This is a genomic window from Geomonas diazotrophica, assembly GCF_019063885.1.
GTDB lineage: Bacteria > Desulfobacterota > Desulfuromonadia > Geobacterales > Geobacteraceae > Geomonas > Geomonas diazotrophica.
The window spans coordinates 4,073,445-4,090,303 of record NZ_CP077684.1 but is presented as its reverse complement, the minus strand read 5'-3'; the positions used below and the strand labels follow the sequence as shown (position 1 = coordinate 4,090,303).

13 protein-coding genes are annotated in these 16,859 nt (G+C 63.6%); 9 read left to right on the top strand and 4 right to left on the bottom strand.

What is annotated here, in order from left to right; translation table 11 throughout:
* Nucleotides 1-30 precede the first annotated feature (30 nt).
* On the top strand, nt 31-1,017 hold the full coding sequence (locus KP003_RS18030) for a prenyltransferase/squalene oxidase repeat-containing protein (RefSeq protein ID WP_216789494.1): 987 nt from the start codon (nt 31-33) through the stop codon (nt 1,015-1,017).
* Nucleotides 1,018-1,077: 60 nt separating this feature from the next.
* On the top strand, nt 1,078-2,049 hold the full coding sequence (locus KP003_RS18025; RefSeq protein ID WP_217300064.1) for a peptidylprolyl isomerase: 972 nt from the start codon (nt 1,078-1,080) through the stop codon (nt 2,047-2,049).
* Nucleotides 2,050-2,197: 148 nt separating this feature from the next.
* On the opposite strand, the gene KP003_RS18020 is transcribed toward KP003_RS18025, so the two are convergent.
* A complete protein-coding gene (locus tag KP003_RS18020) occupies nt 2,198-4,699 on the bottom strand; it encodes a helicase C-terminal domain-containing protein (RefSeq protein WP_217300063.1) in 2,502 nt (833 codons plus the stop codon).
* A 278-nt stretch (nt 4,700-4,977) separates the two neighbouring features.
* On the opposite strand from KP003_RS18020, the gene mnmL reads away from it, so the two are divergent.
* A complete protein-coding gene (gene mnmL, locus KP003_RS18015; RefSeq protein WP_217300062.1) occupies nt 4,978-5,886 on the top strand; it encodes a tRNA modification radical SAM protein MnmL/YtqA in 909 nt (302 codons plus the stop codon).
* A gap of 122 nt (nt 5,887-6,008) precedes the next feature.
* On the opposite strand, the gene KP003_RS18010 is transcribed toward mnmL, so the two are convergent.
* Complete coding sequence (locus tag KP003_RS18010) at nt 6,009-6,689, bottom strand: hypothetical protein (protein ID WP_217300061.1); 681 nt, start codon at nt 6,687-6,689, stop codon at nt 6,009-6,011.
* A gap of 192 nt (nt 6,690-6,881) precedes the next feature.
* Here KP003_RS18010 and pdxR point away from each other — a divergent pair, with 192 nt between their 5' ends.
* Nucleotides 6,882-8,324: a MocR-like pyridoxine biosynthesis transcription factor PdxR gene (pdxR, locus tag KP003_RS18005; RefSeq protein ID WP_216499766.1), complete on the top strand. Its 1,443-nt coding sequence runs from the start codon at nt 6,882-6,884 to the stop codon at nt 8,322-8,324.
* Nucleotides 8,325-8,333: 9 nt separating this feature from the next.
* On the opposite strand, the gene KP003_RS18000 is transcribed toward pdxR, so the two are convergent.
* On the bottom strand, nt 8,334-9,077 hold the full coding sequence (locus KP003_RS18000) for a hypothetical protein (RefSeq protein WP_217300060.1): 744 nt from the start codon (nt 9,075-9,077) through the stop codon (nt 8,334-8,336).
* A gap of 296 nt (nt 9,078-9,373) precedes the next feature.
* Nucleotides 9,374-10,606 carry a BamA/TamA family outer membrane protein gene (locus tag KP003_RS17995; RefSeq protein WP_217300059.1) on the bottom strand — a complete coding sequence of 411 codons (1,233 nt, stop codon included), beginning with the start codon at nt 10,604-10,606 and terminating at the stop codon, nt 9,374-9,376.
* 343 nt (nt 10,607-10,949) lie between these two features.
* Between KP003_RS17995 and flhA the strand changes: the two genes are divergently transcribed.
* The 5 genes from flhA to flgF are packed head-to-tail and all read left to right on the top strand — an operon-like array spanning nt 10,950 to nt 16,823.
* A complete protein-coding gene (gene flhA, locus KP003_RS17990) occupies nt 10,950-13,031 on the top strand; it encodes a flagellar biosynthesis protein FlhA (RefSeq protein ID WP_216789485.1) in 2,082 nt (693 codons plus the stop codon).
* Nucleotides 13,021-14,448 (top strand): flagellar biosynthesis GTPase FlhF, encoded by a 1,428-nt coding sequence (flhF, locus tag KP003_RS17985; RefSeq protein ID WP_216789484.1) that lies wholly within the window; start codon nt 13,021-13,023, stop codon nt 14,446-14,448. The genes flhA and flhF overlap by 11 nt, the downstream gene beginning before the upstream one ends.
* Entirely contained in the window at nt 14,448-15,362 is a 915-nt protein-coding gene (locus KP003_RS17980) for a MinD/ParA family protein (RefSeq protein WP_216499761.1), read from the top strand. Before flhF ends, KP003_RS17980 begins: the two co-directional genes overlap by 1 nt.
* The gene (locus KP003_RS17975) at nt 15,346-16,098 is read left to right on the top strand and encodes a FliA/WhiG family RNA polymerase sigma factor (protein WP_199395706.1); all 753 of its coding nucleotides are present in this window, start codon (nt 15,346-15,348) and stop codon (nt 16,096-16,098) included. Before KP003_RS17980 ends, KP003_RS17975 begins: the two co-directional genes overlap by 17 nt.
* An 8-nt stretch (nt 16,099-16,106) precedes the next feature.
* A complete protein-coding gene (flgF, locus tag KP003_RS17970; RefSeq protein ID WP_217300058.1) occupies nt 16,107-16,823 on the top strand; it encodes a flagellar basal-body rod protein FlgF in 717 nt (238 codons plus the stop codon).
* The last annotated feature ends 36 nt before the right edge of the window (nt 16,824-16,859 follow it).

Below are 16,859 nucleotides of genomic sequence, written 5' to 3'. Positions count from 1 at the left end.
ATCCCATTCAATGTCATACGGAGTGCGAAGATGCCCATTTCAAGCAAAATCCTACGCATAATAGTCACACTTACCCTGGTCGCCGCTTTGGCCGTTCCTGCGCTGGCCAAGGAAAAAAAACCCGCCAATGCAAAGACCAACGCATTCGATTTCAAGAAAACCAGCGTCTTCATCAGAGAGATGGAGGGGCGTCCCGATTTCCCGGTCGCCACGGTGATCGCCAATGATTATGTCTACACGCTCCAGGCTATGGGAGAGAAAATAGATACCGGAAGACAGAACGCCATCATCCTTGCCACCAAGCTGGCCCAGCAGAAAGACGGCGGCTTCACGCCTGACAAATCAAGCAAGACCTCATCCATCCTCTACACCGACATCGCCCTGGAGACCCTGGCACTGCTCGATGCCGGCAACGCCGTCGACCGGGCGAAGGTGAAGAGCTTTGCCGCGTCCCTGAAAAACACCGATGGCGGCTTCGGCTTCTCGCCCGAGGCGAAAAAATCCTCTCTCGCCACCACCTATTACGCGGTGCACGTGCTGAAGGCCGTGAACGGGCTGGATGCGGTGGATAAGGCGAAGACCGTCGAGTACGTGAAGGGTTTTGCCAAGAAAGAGGGGGGCTTCGGCCCGGAGAAGGGTCCGGGGCGTCCCAACGCACGCAGCACCTACATGGCTGCTTATGTCCTGAACGCCTTGTGCTCGCTCGATGCCGATACCGCAAAGAAAGCAGTCCAGTACCTGCAGACCACCCCTTACCTCGACAAGAAAAGCAAGGAGCGCCCGGACCTCGACGAGCAGCTTTACGCCATCCGCGCCCTGAAGGAGGTCAATGCCGGCAACCGCTTGGACAAGACGCTCGCCTTCAACTTCATGAAGCGTCTGTACATCAAGGTCAACGGTGGTTTCGGCCCGCTGGAAGGGTACGGTTCCACTCCGGACTCCACCACCACGGCCCTGCGCATCTTGAGCGAGATCGGGAAAGCGAAAGGGGTGGTCGCGCAGGTTGCGAAACGTTAAAAACAGGTTGAGGTCAAGGTTAAGACTGCGAAAACAACTGGCCTTAAAGAGGAGATGCATATGCTTTCGATGAACAAGATAACCCGTTCGGCGGCGGCCGTGTCCCTGCTGGCGCTGGCGGCCTGCGCCGCAGAGCCCGCCAAAAACTCACCCCAGGCCGCGGTGGAAAAGGTGAACGGCACCGTCATCACGCGGGCCGAACTGGACCGCACCATCAAGGCCCTGGTGGGGTCGGGAGATCCCAGACAACTGCCGCCTGACCAGTTTAAGAAGGCGACCGAAGCGGCGTTGAACCAGCTGACCGCGGCCGAACTGCTGTACCAGGCGGGCATGAAGCTGGAAATGAAAGACCTGGACAAGCAGGTGACCGCCCGCATCGTCCAGAGCAAGTACCAGTACCCCTCGCAGGCGGATTTCGACAAGGCGCTGAAGTCGGTCGACATGACCCAGAAGGACCTGGAAGAGGCGGCGCGCAAGGATATCGTGATCAACAACCTGATCGCGCAGCGTTTCGCGGGGAAGGCCGAGGTGACCGAACCGGAAGTGAGGAAATTCTACGAGGAGAACAAGCTGAAGCAGTTCACCCAGGGGGACCGGATCAAGGTGAGTCACGTCCTGATCGGTGTTCCCAAGGGCGCCAACGCCGAAGCGAAGAAGCAGGCCAGGGAAAAGGCTTTGGCCGTGCTGAAGCGGGTCAAGGGAGGCGAGCCGTTCGCCGAGGTCGCCAAGAAGGAATCGACGTCGCCCACCAAGGACCAGGGAGGGAGCCTCGGCATAATCGGCAAGGGGCAGACCATGCCTCTGTTCGAGAAGGCAGCCTTCGCGCTCAAGGCGGGGGAGATCGGCGACGTGGTCGAGACGCAGCTCGGTTTTCACGTGATCAAGGTGGAGCAGAAGCTGCCGCCCGCGACGGAGCGCTACGAGGACGTGAAGAACCAGATCGCGGGGAACCTGAAGCGTGAGAAGATCCGCCTGATGCTGGCGGCCTACGTGGAAGAGCTGCGGGGCAAGGCGAAGATTGAAAAGGTGTAGTTCCGCTTAAGCGGAGTTGTGATGCGCGGGCTGTGAATGGGTCAGGCCGCGGATTGTGATATGAAGGGGCCGGCCCGGGAAGCCGGCCCCCTTTTTTTGCTCTACCTGCCCGTCACGAGGAGCCGAAAGAGGTGCGCCTGGGCTTCGTTCAGGTCGTGGGCGTTACGGCGAAGAACTCCTGCAGTCTCCGACAGATCTCTTCTTCCGGCGACTTCTGCACCGTGACCCCGTGCAGCGCGGTCAGGAAGATCTTGCCGTAGTTCTTGGTCAGCACCCGCGAGTCCAGGATCAGCACGGCGCCGCGGTCTTCCTTGCTCCGGATCAGCCTCCCGAACCCCTGCTTGAACTTGATCACCGCCTGCGGCACCGTGTAGCTCATGAAGGGATCGCCCCCCTTGGCGGTGATGTGCTCGCTCCTCGCCTCCAGGATCGGTTCGGTGGGGACTCTGAACGGTAGCCGGGTGATCACCACCAGCTCGAGCCCCCGCCCCTGCACGTCCACCCCCTCCCAAAAGGAATCGGTACCGAAGAGCACCGGGCTGACCGAGTTTCGGAACTTGGAAAGGAGCATGTGCCGGTTGGTCTCCCCCTGGCGCATCGGGGTGAGCCCGGCGGCCTTCAGCGGCTCTGCGAGGCGGTTGAAGACCCGGATCAGGAGATCGTACGAGGTGAAGAGGACGAAGGCGCGCCCCTGCGAGATCCGGAGCGCGTCCAAGAGGTGACTGCAGAGCCGGGCCTCGAACATCGGGGAGGTCGGCTCGGGCATGTCGGAGGGGACCGCGACCAGCGCCTGGTGAGCGTAGTCGAAGGGCGAGGGGAGCAGCAGTTCGCTCACCCGGTCCTTGGCGAGCAGTTCGATCCCGGTACGGTGCTTTAAAAAGTCGAACTTCTCGCCGATGGCGAGGGTCGCGGAGGTGAGCACGACGGTCTTGAAACGGTCCAGGATCGCCTTCTTGATCGACTCGGCCACCTCCAGCGGAGAACAGCAGAGTTTCACCAACGGCCCCTTCCTCAGCTCGAACCAGCGGCAGAACTCGTCCTCCCGCGCCATGAAGAAACGCAGGGCATCCACGGCGCACTCGATCCTCCCCTTCACACCGCGAAGATCGGTGAGCGGTCCCGCCAGCTTTTCCAGCACCTTGTCGGAGAGCTTCTCGCAACCCTTCAAAAACGCCTGCATGGCGAGGGCGTAGTCCGAGAGCTCCTTGGCCATGTTCTCGATGTGCGGGGTCACCTCCTGCCAGAGCGGCGTACTGTAAATCGCCGGCGTCACCCGCAGCTTCTGCTCCACCCCGTCCTTCTTCAGCTTCTTGAACAGCGCCTCGCCGATCTGGTCCATGCCGCGAGTGACCGCATCCAGCACCGCGACCCTTCTCGGGATCAGTCGCCCCTCCAGGACCTCGGCGATCTCCAGGTAGAGGTCATCCTGCGATTCGGGGACGGCGGCGGAAAGCTGGGTGGAGAGCTGCGGCAGCACGCCGCGGTGTGCCTTCCTGGGGTGCTGCAGCTTGCCTAAAAGCTTGACCAGCCCCAGGCGTGAAACCTGGCTGGAGAGGAAGCTTGTGGCTACGTCCTCGAGGTGGTGACCTTCGTCGAAAACGAGCCGGGTGAAGGGGGGCAAGATCGCCGTGGCGTCGTAGCCGGTCTCCTGGCGCACCGAGAGGTCGGCCAACAGCAGGGCGTGGTTGACCACGAGGAGATCGGCGCCGGCGGCCTCGCGTCTGGCCTTGTAGAAGAAGCAGCGCGGGTATTCCGGGCATTTCACCCGGCCGCACTGGTCCGACTCGCAGCAAAGCTCCTCCCAGACCTCGTCCTTGGGGATGAAGGCCAGGTCGCCGCGGCAGCCGTCCTCGGTCTTCTTGCTCCACGCGACGATGGCGTCCAGTTCCTGTGCCGTGTCGTCCTTGAACAGCGAGGCGTCGGCGGCGTTCACCCGCAGCTTCCTCAGGCAGAGGTAGTTGCCGCGTCCCTTGACCAGCACCGCACGGAACTGCACCCCGGCGTGCTGCTGCAGGAAGGGGATGTCCTTTTGGATCAGCTGCTCCTGGAGGTTGATGGTGTTGGTGGAGACGACCACCCGTTCCTTGTTGCGCACCGACCAGAGGGCGGCAGGGAGCAGGTAGGCCAGCGACTTCCCGGTCCCGGTCCCCGCCTCGACGATGGCCACCTTCTCCTCGTTGAAGGCTTCGGAGAGGTTGAGCGCCATCCTGGTCTGCTCGGGGCGGTGCTCGTAGCCGGGCAGGGCCTGGGCCAGCACCCCGTCGGGGGCGTAGAAGTGCTCGACCTCCGGGTAGGAGAGGCGCTCCACCACCTTCCGGGCGAATGGGGCGACCACCTGGTTGGCGCGGGAGGCGTCGTTGTTGACGATGTAGAAGCCGACCCCCTGGTTCCCCAGGAGCGACGCGATCTCTATGTCCGGTTGCGAGGGGGTGAGGTTGCCGGAAGGGTGGTTGTGGATCACCACGTCCCCGAAGGAACATGCGATCATGATGGCGGGGACGGCGTCCTTGTTGCCGCGGGCCAGCGGCTCCACTGCCACGACGACGCGTGCCTCGTCGGTGCGGCCCAGGAAGAAAACCTCGTTGCCGTTTGCTTCTGCGATGGCGCTGCGTAAATGCTCGATGGCGAGAGCTGAAAAGTACTTTTGCATGACCCGGTCGAAGATACAGGGTTTGGCTGGGGGAGGCAACTGAAAAGCAGGGGGGACGCAGGGGGGGGACCAGTGGCTGGACTCCCCTCGCCATCCGGGCTTGCCCACCGAAGCGCTTGCGCGCAAGCGGGAGAGGGGCGGGGGTGAGGGAGGCTCAGGCGGTTCGGGCCAACGGGGAGAATCGGGCGAATAATTATTCGCCCCTACGGTCGGCGAGAGAGGCGCCGTGATTGCTCCGTAGCCTTCATCTATGTTAGAAGAGAGGCCGAGGAGATTTCATGCAGCGCTACAACGCATTTTCTGAAGAGCTCAAGCGGGTGTTCGGCTGCAAGGTGCAGCGGCTCTCGGTGGACGCGGGGTTCACCTGCCCGAACCGCGACGGCAGTGTCGGGACGCAGGGGTGCATCTTTTGCGGCGGCAAGGGGTCGGGCTCCTACGGCATCCTGCAGGGGGCAGGCGTGGCCGAACAGCTGGAGCACGCCAAGGAGGTCATGGTCAGGAAGTACAAGGCCGCCCGCTTCATCGCCTACTTCCAGTCCTACTCCAACACCTACGCCTCCGCGGCAAGGCTGCGCCAACTCTACGACGAGGCGCTCAGCGTGCCGGACGTGGTGGGGCTCATCGTCGGTACCCGCCCGGACTGCCTGCCGACGGAAACGCTCGATCTCCTCGCCGAGTACGCCCGGCGCTGCTACTTCTGGCTGGAGCTCGGCCTGCAGTCGCCGCTGGATCGCACCCTCTCCGCCATCGATCGCGGGCACGACCTCGCCTCGTTCAGCACCGCAGTCAGCGAGTGTCAAAAGCGCGGCATCAGGGTCTGCGCCCACATCATCCTGGGTCTACCGGGGGAAAGCCGCGAGGAGATGCTCTCCGGCGCCGAGTTCTTGAACCGGGCCGGCGTGGACGGGGTCAAGATCCATCTCCTGCACGTGATGCGCGGCACCCGCCTGGCCGACCTCTACCAGGCGGGGGAGGTGCCGCTGTTGGACCGCGACAGCTACGTTGGGCTCGTCTGCGATTTCCTGGAGCGGCTCGATCCGAGGATCGTGGTGCAGCGGCTTACCGGAGACGGCAACAGGAAGGACTTGATCGCGCCGCTCTGGTCGCTCGCCAAGTTCGAGGTGCTGAATTGCATCGACCACGAACTGGAGCGGAGAAAGACCAGGCAGGGCGCGGCTCTTTCGTGATCCAGGGGGGCGCCAGGTACCGGAGCGGGTTTTCGCATAACCTGCGGGTTCCCCCCCGCCTTCGCGGGCAGAAGCGCTGCGGCGCGCAGGCCCGTCGAGGGAGGGGGGGCGGTTCCTGCGGGCTAGTTCCAGGCCCGGGGCTTGGCACTCAAGGGGCGACCGCCTTCTGAGCGGGCCAGCATCTTCGGAACTTCAATTCTCTTCGCCAGCGCCGGACGCCAGAAATAGGAGTCGCGCCCTTCTGCGCCGCCGTCTCTCTTGATCCTCAGCAGCACTCCGGTTTCGGCCGCAGGTTGATAACTAAACTTCGTAAGCAGCCGCGCCGCCCTTTTTACCTCGAGGCTGTAGCTGCCGTCCCCTTCCTCAATCAGGCGGTCCTTGTCCCCAAGTGCGACCACACCGCGGTTGCGCTCGATACTCTGCCCGTCGCGGCGCTTCTCCAGGTAGCTCAGCCAGATTTTGCTGGGTTGGCCTACCACAGTTCTCAGACCCACCTCGTCCTCGTAACCCAACCGCCCGAAGGATACAGCCGCGATGTCGTCCCGGGTCAGTCCCGTGACCCCCTTGCCGTTGCCGTCCTTCACGGTGAAGTCGACGTGCAGGGAGCCGTCGTTGGCGACGGTCACCCAGCCTATCTTCAGTTCCATCCTTTCTGCCTGTTCTGTTGCAGCGGTTTTATGGGGAGCAGGTTTGCCTGCCGTGCCGGCCCGTTCTCCCGCCGCGGCGGTCAGCGGAGACGCGGCCAGAAGCGCGGTGGCGATGATGGTCATGATTGTGAGGAGATTTGCTTTTGCACGTTTCATAATGCCCTCCTGGGGTGGGGCCTCCCCGGTCCAGCCGGGGATACGGCCCCTGCGATATTTACAACGCTGTAAATCTGGTGTAAGGATAGGGCGCAAACAGTATCCCTGTGAAGGGCCACATTTCATAATTTTTATGGATACACTTCGTTTACAGCTTTTGCCCCCGCCGAGCGCGATGAGGGAGGGATCGCCATGATCTACCTGAACCCGGAATCAAAAAAGCCTTTGTATCAGCAGCTTTATGAGCAGCTGAAGCAGAACATCGTCACCGGGGAATACGAGAAGGGGAGCCGGCTGACATCGACCAGGGACCTGGCGAAAAATCTCTCCATCGCGCGCAACACGGTGGAGGCCGCCTACGACCAGCTCTGCATCGAGGGGTACGTGGAGGGGAGGCATGGTTCGGGGTACGTGGTGCAGGATCTCCAGGAAGACCTGCTGCATTTTCCCTGCATAACGGGGGACGACGAGGAGCCGCAGCTCCTCTCGGGGAGCGGCACGTGGGGGGAGCCGGATGAGCCGGCCCCGGCGCAGGCCAGGCCGGTGAAGTACAACTTCTCCTACGGCGACTTCGATCCGCACTCCTTCCCCCACGCCCTGTGGCGGCGGCTGAACAACGAGGTGCTGACCTCGCTGAAGGTCGACTCCATCGCCTATTACGGGGACAAGCAGGGAGAACTCCAGTTGCGGCGGGAACTGGCGAAATACCTGCGCCAGTCCCGGGGTGTCAAATGTTCGCCGGAGCAGATCGTGGTCGGCGCGGGACTCCAGGACCTGGCGATGATGATCTGTCTGCTGTTCCCGCTGGAGGAGCGGATCCTCGGGATGGAGGAGCCGGGTTACGACTTCACGAGGGTCATCTTCGCAAACCACGGCTACCGGGTGCTTCCGGTGCCGGTCGGCGAATCCGGTATCGACCCGGCGGAACTGAAGAAAAGCGGGGCGCGGCTGGCCTACGTGACCCCGTCGCATCAGCTTCCCACCGGGGTGGTGATGCCGATCCAGCACCGCATGAGGTTGCTGCAGTGGGCGGAGCAAAGCGGAGGGGTCATCATCGAGGATGACTACGACAGCGAGTTCCGCTACCGCACCCGGCCCATCCCGGCCCTGCAGTCGATCGATTGCCAGGAGCGCGTGATCTACCTGGGGACCTTCTCCAAGGCGTTCGCGCCGGGGCTGCGCATGGGCTACATGGTGCTGCCGCAATGGTTGCTGGCGAGGTACCATACCGTCTTCGAGCGCTACAAGTGCACCGTCCCCAGGCTGCAGCAGTACGTCGCGGCGAGCCTGCTGTCGGGGGGGCACTGGGACCGGCACCTGCGCAAGGTCTGCCTGGTCAACAAGAAGAAGCACGAGGTACTGGTGCAGTCGGTACAAAGGGAGATGGGTGACCGGGTGCGGATCTACGGACAGAACGCGGGTCTGCACGTCCTTTTGGAGCATTTCACGGGAGAGACCCAGGAGGCGATGGTGGAGCGGGCGGCGGCGTACCAGGTGAAGGTGTCGCCGACCCGCCAGTTCTGGCAGAACCCGGAGTGCGCCCCGGAAAACCTGATCATGATCGGCTTCGGCGGCCTCTCCGCGGAAGAAATCGCCGAAGGGATCAGGCTGTTGCGGCAGGCGTGGTTCGGGTGAATCCGTTCACTAGGGCGCTGGCGCCGGGTTCCCCGGGATGACGATGCCGGCCCAATCTGTCGGTTCGCTCACTTTCAGCAGCGGCGCGGTGAAAATCTCCTTCGGCGTCCAATAGCGAACACCGTAGGCAATGGACCCGATCGCCGCATCGACGGTGTCGTAGATGCCGGGAACGGCCGTGATGCCGCTTACGTCCACGCCCGAAGCGAGGTTCAGGGCCTTGCCGGCTATGCGTCGGATCGCGGCATGGTTGATCCGGTCCTTCATCTCTCCCAGGTTGCACAGGGAAGTGCACCTGGTCGTCGCGTAGAACTGTTCCTGGAACAGGACCTTGCCCCCCGGATCGGCGGCGCACCAGGCGAAGGCCGCGTGAGCGGCGCTGTATTCGCCGTACCAGCCGATGATGTACCTGTTGATGACTACGTAGAGCCTGATCTCGTCCCCCTTCTGGTCATGCCATTTCGTTGCTCCCTTCAGCGTGCTCTTTAGGGAGGCGTCGAAATTGCCCTTGTCTTTCAAACCGAACCCCGCGCTGGGAAATAAGCTGAGTTCTACCACCTTGACCCCGGAGTAGTTGAGGAAAACCTTGCGTACGTTTATGGGGCGCAGCGGTGTCGCTTGTGGCGGTTGCCGCACCGTGATGCCGGTTGGAGAGGTCGCGCCCGGGTAAGCGCAAGAGAGGAGCAGGCAGGAAACCAGCAAAGACGAGGCGAACAGGGACGTGATGCCGAGCCGACGGATAGCGCGCGTCATGATCCACTCCTCCAATGAGCTGAAGTAGCCCGCCTCTTTAATGTATCACCGATTGCACGTGATGCAGCCGAGGGGAGGTGCGAGGGGTGCCGGGGAGATTGTTTATGCTTAACTCTTGTGGTGGTGCCGGTGGACGCTACGGTACGGTCAGGGAGGGCGCTATGGATATCTCGGGGGAGATCACGTCATTCGAGGACTTCCGCAGGCTGATACAGTCACCTGCGGAGCCAGTCCCCTTTGATTTGGAACGTAGAACGTAGAACCTAGAACGTAGAACCTAGAACGTAGAACGGCTGTTAAAAGGGGTACCCGAGCCCCACGAAGACTGCGGGGCCGTCTTTGCTGAAACCCACGTCGATGCGCCCGAGGATGTTGGGGCGCACCACGGCGCGGAAGCCGATGCCCGGATTCACCTCGATTTCGCCGGCCCGCAGGTCTCCCATCGTGTCCGCCACCCCGCCGATGTCCACGAAAGGCGCCAGTTCCCAGTCCGCGCGCACGTCGAAAACCTCCCAACGGAACAGCCTGATCCGCTCCTCCAGGTTGCAGACCACGTAGCTGTTGTCTATGAAGCGGTTCCTGCCGTACCCCCTGAGGGTGTTCTCGCCGCCCAGGATGCTCTGCTCCAGGAAGGGGATGGAACTCCCGCGTGCCTGTCCGACGGCGAACCTGCCGGCGCTGATGAAACGGCTGTCCGGGACGGGGAAGAAGCCCTTCACCTCGGCCTCGTAGCGCACGAAGCGCGCGCTGCTCCCCAGGCCGGCCAGGCTTCCCTCGATCGAGGCCCGGGCGCGGATGCCGGAACTGGACATGGTGGAGGCGTCGAGGGTGCTGTAGACCAGCGAAACGGATTGGGCGTGTGTGCTGAAGCCGTCGAGACCGGGTACCTCGGCCGCGCTGAAGTGCTGCTGCAGGTTGGGGAGCTGTTTGACGGCCCCCTCGTCGATCTCCACCCTTCTCAGGCGGTCCCCCAGGTACAGGACGGTGTTGGCGGACAGCGGGTAACCCGCCGACACCGTGTAGCCGAACTCCCGGTCGGCGAAGTTGGTCTCGTCCTCGGCGCTGCTGCCCGCCCCGAAGCCGAAGAAGCGGGCCGAGCCGTCGGTGAAGTTGTAGACGAAGGCGTTCAACTCAAGCTTGCGCTCCATGAGGCTCTGGTCCCGGACCCTCACCTCGTAGTCGGAGTTCACCTTGCTGGATTTGGAGAGGTTGAACTCGATGCTGCGCAGGGGGGAGGGGTACATGGCGCCGTAGAGGGTCCCCGTGGTGCCGAAATTCTCGTTGCGGTTCACCTGCGGGGCGAACATGGCGGAAACCTCGTCCTTGTCGTTGTGCAAAAGGAACGCGGTCAGGGCGCCCCAGGTTACCCCCTCGTTGGGGCTGGAGGCGATCACGGGAAGCGGGATGGTGACCAGCTTCACGTACGGCTGCGCCGGAGAGGGCGCAGGGAGCACCGTGGACGGTAGGTAGCTGGTGCATCCGGCCAGAAGCGACAGAAGGATCAGCGATAACAGCAATAACGCGCGCATTGTGCTCCGTTTCAGGGGTGGCTCCTGGGAGGGCTGCGGGGAGGCCTCCTTCGGGCGGGGAAAACATAGCGGCTCCCCGTCCTTTTGACAAGAAAAAAAGAACGTTCTAACCACGGTCGCCCCCGCCCGGTCAAAAAAATGACTGGCGCAGCGCTTCAAAAATGACGTTGCCGCTCCCGCCGTCTCCTCCCTTCCCGGTCCACCCAGACCCCCGCTCCCCGCTGTATTCATTCCACTTTTTGCCCGCCACGGCGCCGCTTGGGCGCCCTCGGGAAAATGGCACACCGGTTGCACAAGGTCCCTCTGCAGAGTGAACCCCAGATCAGGCAAAGGAAACTGACGCATGGCCAACCCCACGACGGACGCCCTGGCGCTCCCGGGACCAAAAAGCAATTCGGACATCTACATGGCGGTGGCCCTGATCGGGGTGCTTGCCCTGATGGTTGTCCCCCTGCCGGCGTTCATGCTCGACGTCTTCCTGGCCACCAACATCACCGTGGCGCTCGTGATCCTCCTGGTCTGCCTGTACACGGTGCAGCCGCTCGATTTCTCGGTCTTTCCCTCGATCCTCCTGGTCACCACGCTGTTCCGGCTCGCCCTCAACATCGCCTCCACCCGCCTCATCCTGATGCACGGCAGCGAGGGGGTCGAGGCGGCCGGCGGCGTCATCAAGGCCTTCGGCCAGTTCGTGGTCGGCGGCAACTACGTCGTGGGTGCGGTCATCTTCCTGATCCTCGTCATCATCAACTTCGTGGTCATCACCAAGGGCGCCGGGCGCGTGGCCGAGGTGGCCGCCCGCTTCACCCTTGACGCCATGCCGGGCAAGCAGATGGCCATCGACGCCGACCTCTCCAACGGCATCCTCACCGACAAGGAGGCCAAGGCCCGGCGCAAGAAGATTGCCCGCGAGGCGGACTTCTACGGCTCCATGGACGGTGCCAGCAAGTTCGTGCGCGGGGACGCCGTCGCCGGCATCATGATCGTCCTGGTGAACATCGTCGGCGGCTTCGTGATCGGCGTCTGGCAGAAAGGGATGCCGCTGGACCAGGCGCTGCAGAACTACACCCTGCTCACCATCGGCGAGGGGCTGGTGGCCCAGATCCCGGCCCTGATCATATCCACCGCGGCGGGCATCATCGTGACCCGCTCCGCCGACGAAAACAACTTCGGCCACGAGATCGCCGGCCAGCTTTTGAACTACCCGAAGGCCTTCCAGGTCGCGTCGGGGGTCCTGTTCCTGTTCGCCATGATCCCGGGGCTGCCCCACTTCGCCTTCTTCCTCCTCTCGGGCGTCTCCTACCTGATCAGCAAGATGGCGGTGGAGAATAAGGCCGAGGTGGAGGACGTGGTGGAGACCTCGGCCGGGAGCGCCGAGGAGAGCGACCAGATCAGCAGCATCCGTCCGCTGGACATGCTGGAGCTGGAGGTGGGGTACGGCCTGGTCCCCATGGTGGACGCGAGCCAGCAGGGGGAACTCCTGGACCGGATCCGCTCCATCAGGAAGCAGGTGGCGGACCGCATGGGTTTTATCGTTCCCCCGATCCACATCCACGACAACCTTCAGTTGAAACCCTACGAGTACAACATCCTCATCAACGGCGCCAAGGTCGGCGGCGGCGAGCTCTCCGGGCAGTACCTGGCCATGGACAGCGGCGGCGCGGTCGGTGCGCTGGAGGGGATCAAGACCACCGAGCCGGTCTTCGGTCTCCCCGCGGTCTGGATCAAGGGCAAGGAACGGGAGAAGGCGCAGGTTTCCGGCTACACCGTGGTGGACAACACCACCATCCTCGCCACCCACATCAGCGAGACCATCAAGAAGCACGCCCACGAGCTGGTGGGGCGCCAGGAGCTGCAGCAGCTCCTGGACAGCATCGCGGCCACCCTCCCCAAGGTGGTCGAGGAGCTGGTCCCGTCGCTGCTCTCACTGGGCACCGTGCTGCGCGTGGTGAAGAACCTTTTGAAGGAAAACGTTTCCATCCGCGACCTCCGCTCCATCCTGGAGACACTGGCCGATTACGGCGGGGTGACCAAGGACCCGGAGATGCTCACCGAGTTCGTACGGCAGAGCCTGGGGCGCTACATCGTGGAGCAGTACAAGCGCGAGGACGACACCCTCTGCGTGCTCACCCTGGACCACGACATCGAGGAGACCATCGTCGACTCGGTCCAGCTCTCGGAGCAGGGAAGCTACCTGGCCATAGATCCGCACGTGGCGCAGCGCGTCCTGGCCGCCATCCGCAGGAACGCCGAGCAGTTCGACGCCATCGGCGCGCTTCCGGTCCTGATGGCTTCCCCCTCCATCCGTCGTCACGTGAAGAAACTCACCGAACGGTTCATGCCCAACCTGGCGGTCATCTCGCACAACGAGATCCCGCCCAACATAAAAATCCAATCCTTAGGCGTGGTGGTGATCAATGCTAGTTAAAACGTTCCAAGCAGGCGAGATGTCGGAAGCTCTCAGGATGGTGAAGGCCGAGATGGGTCTGGACGCCATGATCCTCTCCTCCAAGAAGGAGCGCAAGAAGGGGATCCTCGGCTTCTTCTCGAAGCCTTATTACGAGGTGACCGCGGCCCTGGAGCCGAGACCGGTGCAGCAGCGCCCCAACCCCTACCGGGAGGAAGCACCGCCGGTTCAGGAGCGCGAGCTCTCCACCCGCGAGGAGTTCCAGAACTCCATGCTGGGCCCCCTGGCGCGCGAGGTGCGCGAGCTGAAGCAGCGCATCGAGGCGCTCTCGAAGAAGGAGGCGCAGCAGGCGGTGCCGCAGGCGCAGCCCTCCCAGGAGCCCCAGCCGGAAAGCCCGGCGGGCCCGAGGACCTTCGCCAAGGAGGAGCTCGAGGAGATCAAGCAGCTCCTCTACAACGCGGTTTCCGGCAACAAGGATAAGGGGCCCAAGCCGGTGACCTTCCAACTGGCCGGGCAGGCGCTCGAGCAGACCGCGGTCAAGGTCGCGGCGCAGCCCGAACCGATGGCCGTCCCGTTCCCGGTGGAGCAGCTGGAGCAACCCAACCCCGCCTCCGCGCTCAAGCTGGTGAAGGGCGCCGACAGGGGGAGCGACGAGGAGCGCCTGCTGGAAAAGCTCGCCGATGAGCTCAGGGGCGAGGAGGTCGGCCCGATGGCGGTGCAGGCCCTGACCGAGTCGGTCCGTGCCGCAGCCGAGGGGGGGGTATCCCTGGACGAGCTCCGCTCGCTGATGGCGGAGAACCTGGCCGGCATGGTGAAATGCTCGGGTTCGCTGCGCATCAAGAAGAACGGGCCGCGCATCGTGGCCGTGGTGGGTCCGACCGGCGTCGGCAAGACCACCACCATCGCCAAGATCGCCGCCATGTACGCACTGAACCGCCGCGTTTCCGTGGCCATGGTCACCATGGACAACTTCAGGGTGGGCGCGGTCGAGCAGCTGAAGACCTACGCGAAGATCATGGACCTGCCGCTGGAGGTGGCCGGCAACTCGCAGGAACTCTCCGGGGCGCTGGCCCGCCATTCCGACAAGGACCTGATCCTCATCGACACCGCCGGGCGGAGCCCCAAGGACGCCGACCGGCTCGACGAGCTCAAGGGGTACCTCGAGACCCAGACCGGGATCGACGTCTACCTCTGCCTGTCGGCCACCACGAGGAGCCGCGAGATCGACGAGATCATCGCGACCTTCGGCACCCTGCCGGTGACCAAGCTCCTCTTCACCAAGCTCGACGAAAGCCGGACCTTCGGCTGCATCGTCGACACCTGTTTGAAGCACAAGATCCCTCTTTCTTATTTCAGCACCGGGCAGAAGGTGCCCGAGGACATCGAGGTGGCGACCTCCAGAAAGCTCGCCGCCATGGTGGTGCAGGAGTCCAACTGATGACAATGTCTTGCCTAGCAACAGACCAGGCCGAATCGCTCAGGAGACTGGCGGGTCGCGCCAAGACCGAAGTACCGGAGCAGCTCCAGCTGCGCGAAGGGCTCAGGGTGATCTCGGTCACCAGCGGCAAGGGGGGGGTCGGCAAGACCTCCGTCGTGGTGAATCTGGCCGCCTCCCTGGCCGCCCGCGGTGAGCGGGTCCTGATCGTCGACTCCAACCCCGGCGTCGGCGACATCTGCCTGCGCCTGGGCAAGGACGCCCCGTTCCGCATGGGGCAGGTGCTCTCCGGGGAGGTCCCCCTGAAGGACACTGTGGTGGAGCTGGGAGGCGGCGTCAGCGTCCTTCCCGCGGGGATGGATATGCAGCAGTACAGCGCCCTCTCCCCCTGGGAGCGCGGCGCGCTCTTGCAGGCGATGCTCAGGCTGCAGAACGATTTCGACTACTTCCTGATCGACACCGGCTCCGGGATCGCGGCCAACCTGACCGGCTTCGCCTCCCTCGCCCGGGAGATCATGCTGGTGGTCACCCCCGAGCCCACCTCGATCACCGACGCCTACGCGCTGATCAAGATGCTTTCCGGCCGCGACAGCTCCTTCCGTTTCAGGCTCCTGATCAACATGTGCCGCGACAACCAGGAGGGGGAGACACTCTTTTCCAAATTGGCCGCAATTACGGGCCGCTTTTTGCAAGTACAGTTTGACCACGCAGGATCGATCCTGCATGACGAGCTCCTGGTGGAGTCCGTGAGGCGCCGCGGGGCTTTATACCGCCTCTTCCCGGATGCCAAGGCGTCGACGGGGTTCAAAAATTTGGCACTAAAAATCAATGCGGAGCGGCCGGCCGGCGCAGGGGCCATGCCGGTGGCTCCGGTGGCATCTAGCACGATGTGGAGGAACCATGAACTGTCTTCTTAAGGCGTATGAGCATGAGGCGCAACGCGGGGTCCCGATGAGCCGGGACGAACTGGTGGTCACCCACCTCCCGCTGGTTAAGTTCATTGTCGACCGGATCGCCTCGTCACTCCCCCCGCACCTCGACCGGGACGACCTGAGAAGCGCCGCGGTGATCGGCCTGATCTCCGCCGCGGAGCGCTTCGATCCCAGCCGCGGGGTACAGTTCAAGACCTTCGCGGAGCAGCGCATCCGGGGCACCATCATGGATGAGCTCAGGGCCCAGGACTGGCTCACCCGGAGCCTCAGGGACAAGTTCAAGAAGCTGGAGAAGGAGTTCTCCCAGCTCGAGCAGCGCCTGGGGCGCAACCCCTCCAGCGACGAGGTGGCCACCGCCATGGGGCTCGAGCTCAAGGACTACTTCCGGCTCCTGGAGGAGATCCACCTCCTCTCCTTCGTTTCCCTGGACGACGCCTGGCACGACGAGGACGGCGCTCCCTTCGGCCTTCTCGACGTCCTTGAGGACAAGGGGACCGAGAGCCCGCAGAGCCAGCTGATCGCGCGCCAAACCGTGGAGCGCCTCGCCGAGGCGATCGATTCCCTCCCCGAGAAGGAGCGCATCGTGATCACGCTCTACTACTACGAGGAACTGAACCTCAAGGAGATCGGCGCCGTGCTTGATCTCACCGAGTCGCGCATCTCGCAGCTGCACAGCCAGGCCATCGTCAGGCTGCGCGGCAAGATGAAGCGCGTGGCCTAGGGGGGAGCATGAACGCAGGTATGTACGCGGCCTTGACGGGCAACCTTTCGGCTCAGCGCAGGCTGGACGTGATCTCCAACAACCTGGCCAACGCCAGCACCACCGGCTTCAAGGCGGACCAGATCCAGTTCGAGAGCGTGCTGGCCAATGTCAAAAACTCGACGCAGGGGCCGGTGTTCAGCAACGACCGCTACTCCACCGACTACTCCGCGGGAAGCCTGCAGCGCACCGACAACTCGTTCGACGTGGCGCTGGAAGGTGACGGCTTTTTCGTGGTGAACACCCCCCAGGGGACCGCCTACACCCGGCAGGGTAACTTCCACCTGGGCTCCAACGGCAGGCTGGTCACCGCGGACGGCTACGAGGTGCAGGGGGGGGGCGGGCCCATCACCGTCCCCGGCAACGGCAAGGTGGAGATCGGCTCCAACGGGCAGGTGAGCGTGAACGGCAACGCCGTGGGGACCATCAGCACGGCGGACTTCGCCAAGCCGTACGCCCTCAACAAGCTGGGCAACGGCCTGTTCCAGCCGGCCGACCCCAACGCCGCGACCACCGTTTCCACGGCCGGGATCAAGCAGGGGTATCTGGAGACCTCCAACGTGAAGGCGGTGGTGGAGATGTCGCGCCTGATCGAGGCGAGCCGCTACTTCGAGATCTGCGCCAAGGCGGTGAAGACCTACGACGACCTGACCGCCCGCGCCGCCAACGACCTCGGGAAGGTCTAAACCCCGTAGAACGTACAACGGCCGTCAAGCCGTTAA

What these genes read in the sequence shown, in the direction of transcription:
- KP003_RS18030 (WP_216789494.1), top strand. Translation starts at nt 31, where the DNA reads ATGCCCATTTCAAGCAAAATCCTACGCATAATAGTCACACTTACCCTG.
- KP003_RS18025 (WP_217300064.1), top strand. Translation starts at nt 1,078, where the DNA reads ATGCTTTCGATGAACAAGATAACCCGTTCGGCGGCGGCCGTGTCCCTG.
- KP003_RS18020 (WP_217300063.1), bottom strand. Translation starts at nt 4,699, where the DNA reads ATGCAAAAGTACTTTTCAGCTCTCGCCATCGAGCATTTACGCAGCGCC.
- mnmL (WP_217300062.1), top strand. Translation starts at nt 4,978, where the DNA reads ATGCAGCGCTACAACGCATTTTCTGAAGAGCTCAAGCGGGTGTTCGGC.
- KP003_RS18010 (WP_217300061.1), bottom strand. Translation starts at nt 6,689, where the DNA reads ATGAAACGTGCAAAAGCAAATCTCCTCACAATCATGACCATCATCGCC.
- pdxR (WP_216499766.1), top strand. Translation starts at nt 6,882, where the DNA reads ATGATCTACCTGAACCCGGAATCAAAAAAGCCTTTGTATCAGCAGCTT.
- KP003_RS18000 (WP_217300060.1), bottom strand. Translation starts at nt 9,077, where the DNA reads ATGACGCGCGCTATCCGTCGGCTCGGCATCACGTCCCTGTTCGCCTCG.
- KP003_RS17995 (WP_217300059.1), bottom strand. Translation starts at nt 10,606, where the DNA reads ATGCGCGCGTTATTGCTGTTATCGCTGATCCTTCTGTCGCTTCTGGCC.
- flhA (WP_216789485.1), top strand. Translation starts at nt 10,950, where the DNA reads ATGGCCAACCCCACGACGGACGCCCTGGCGCTCCCGGGACCAAAAAGC.
- flhF (WP_216789484.1), top strand. Translation starts at nt 13,021, where the DNA reads ATGCTAGTTAAAACGTTCCAAGCAGGCGAGATGTCGGAAGCTCTCAGG.
- KP003_RS17980 (WP_216499761.1), top strand. Translation starts at nt 14,448, where the DNA reads ATGACAATGTCTTGCCTAGCAACAGACCAGGCCGAATCGCTCAGGAGA.
- KP003_RS17975 (WP_199395706.1), top strand. Translation starts at nt 15,346, where the DNA reads ATGAACTGTCTTCTTAAGGCGTATGAGCATGAGGCGCAACGCGGGGTC.
- flgF (WP_217300058.1), top strand. Translation starts at nt 16,107, where the DNA reads ATGAACGCAGGTATGTACGCGGCCTTGACGGGCAACCTTTCGGCTCAG.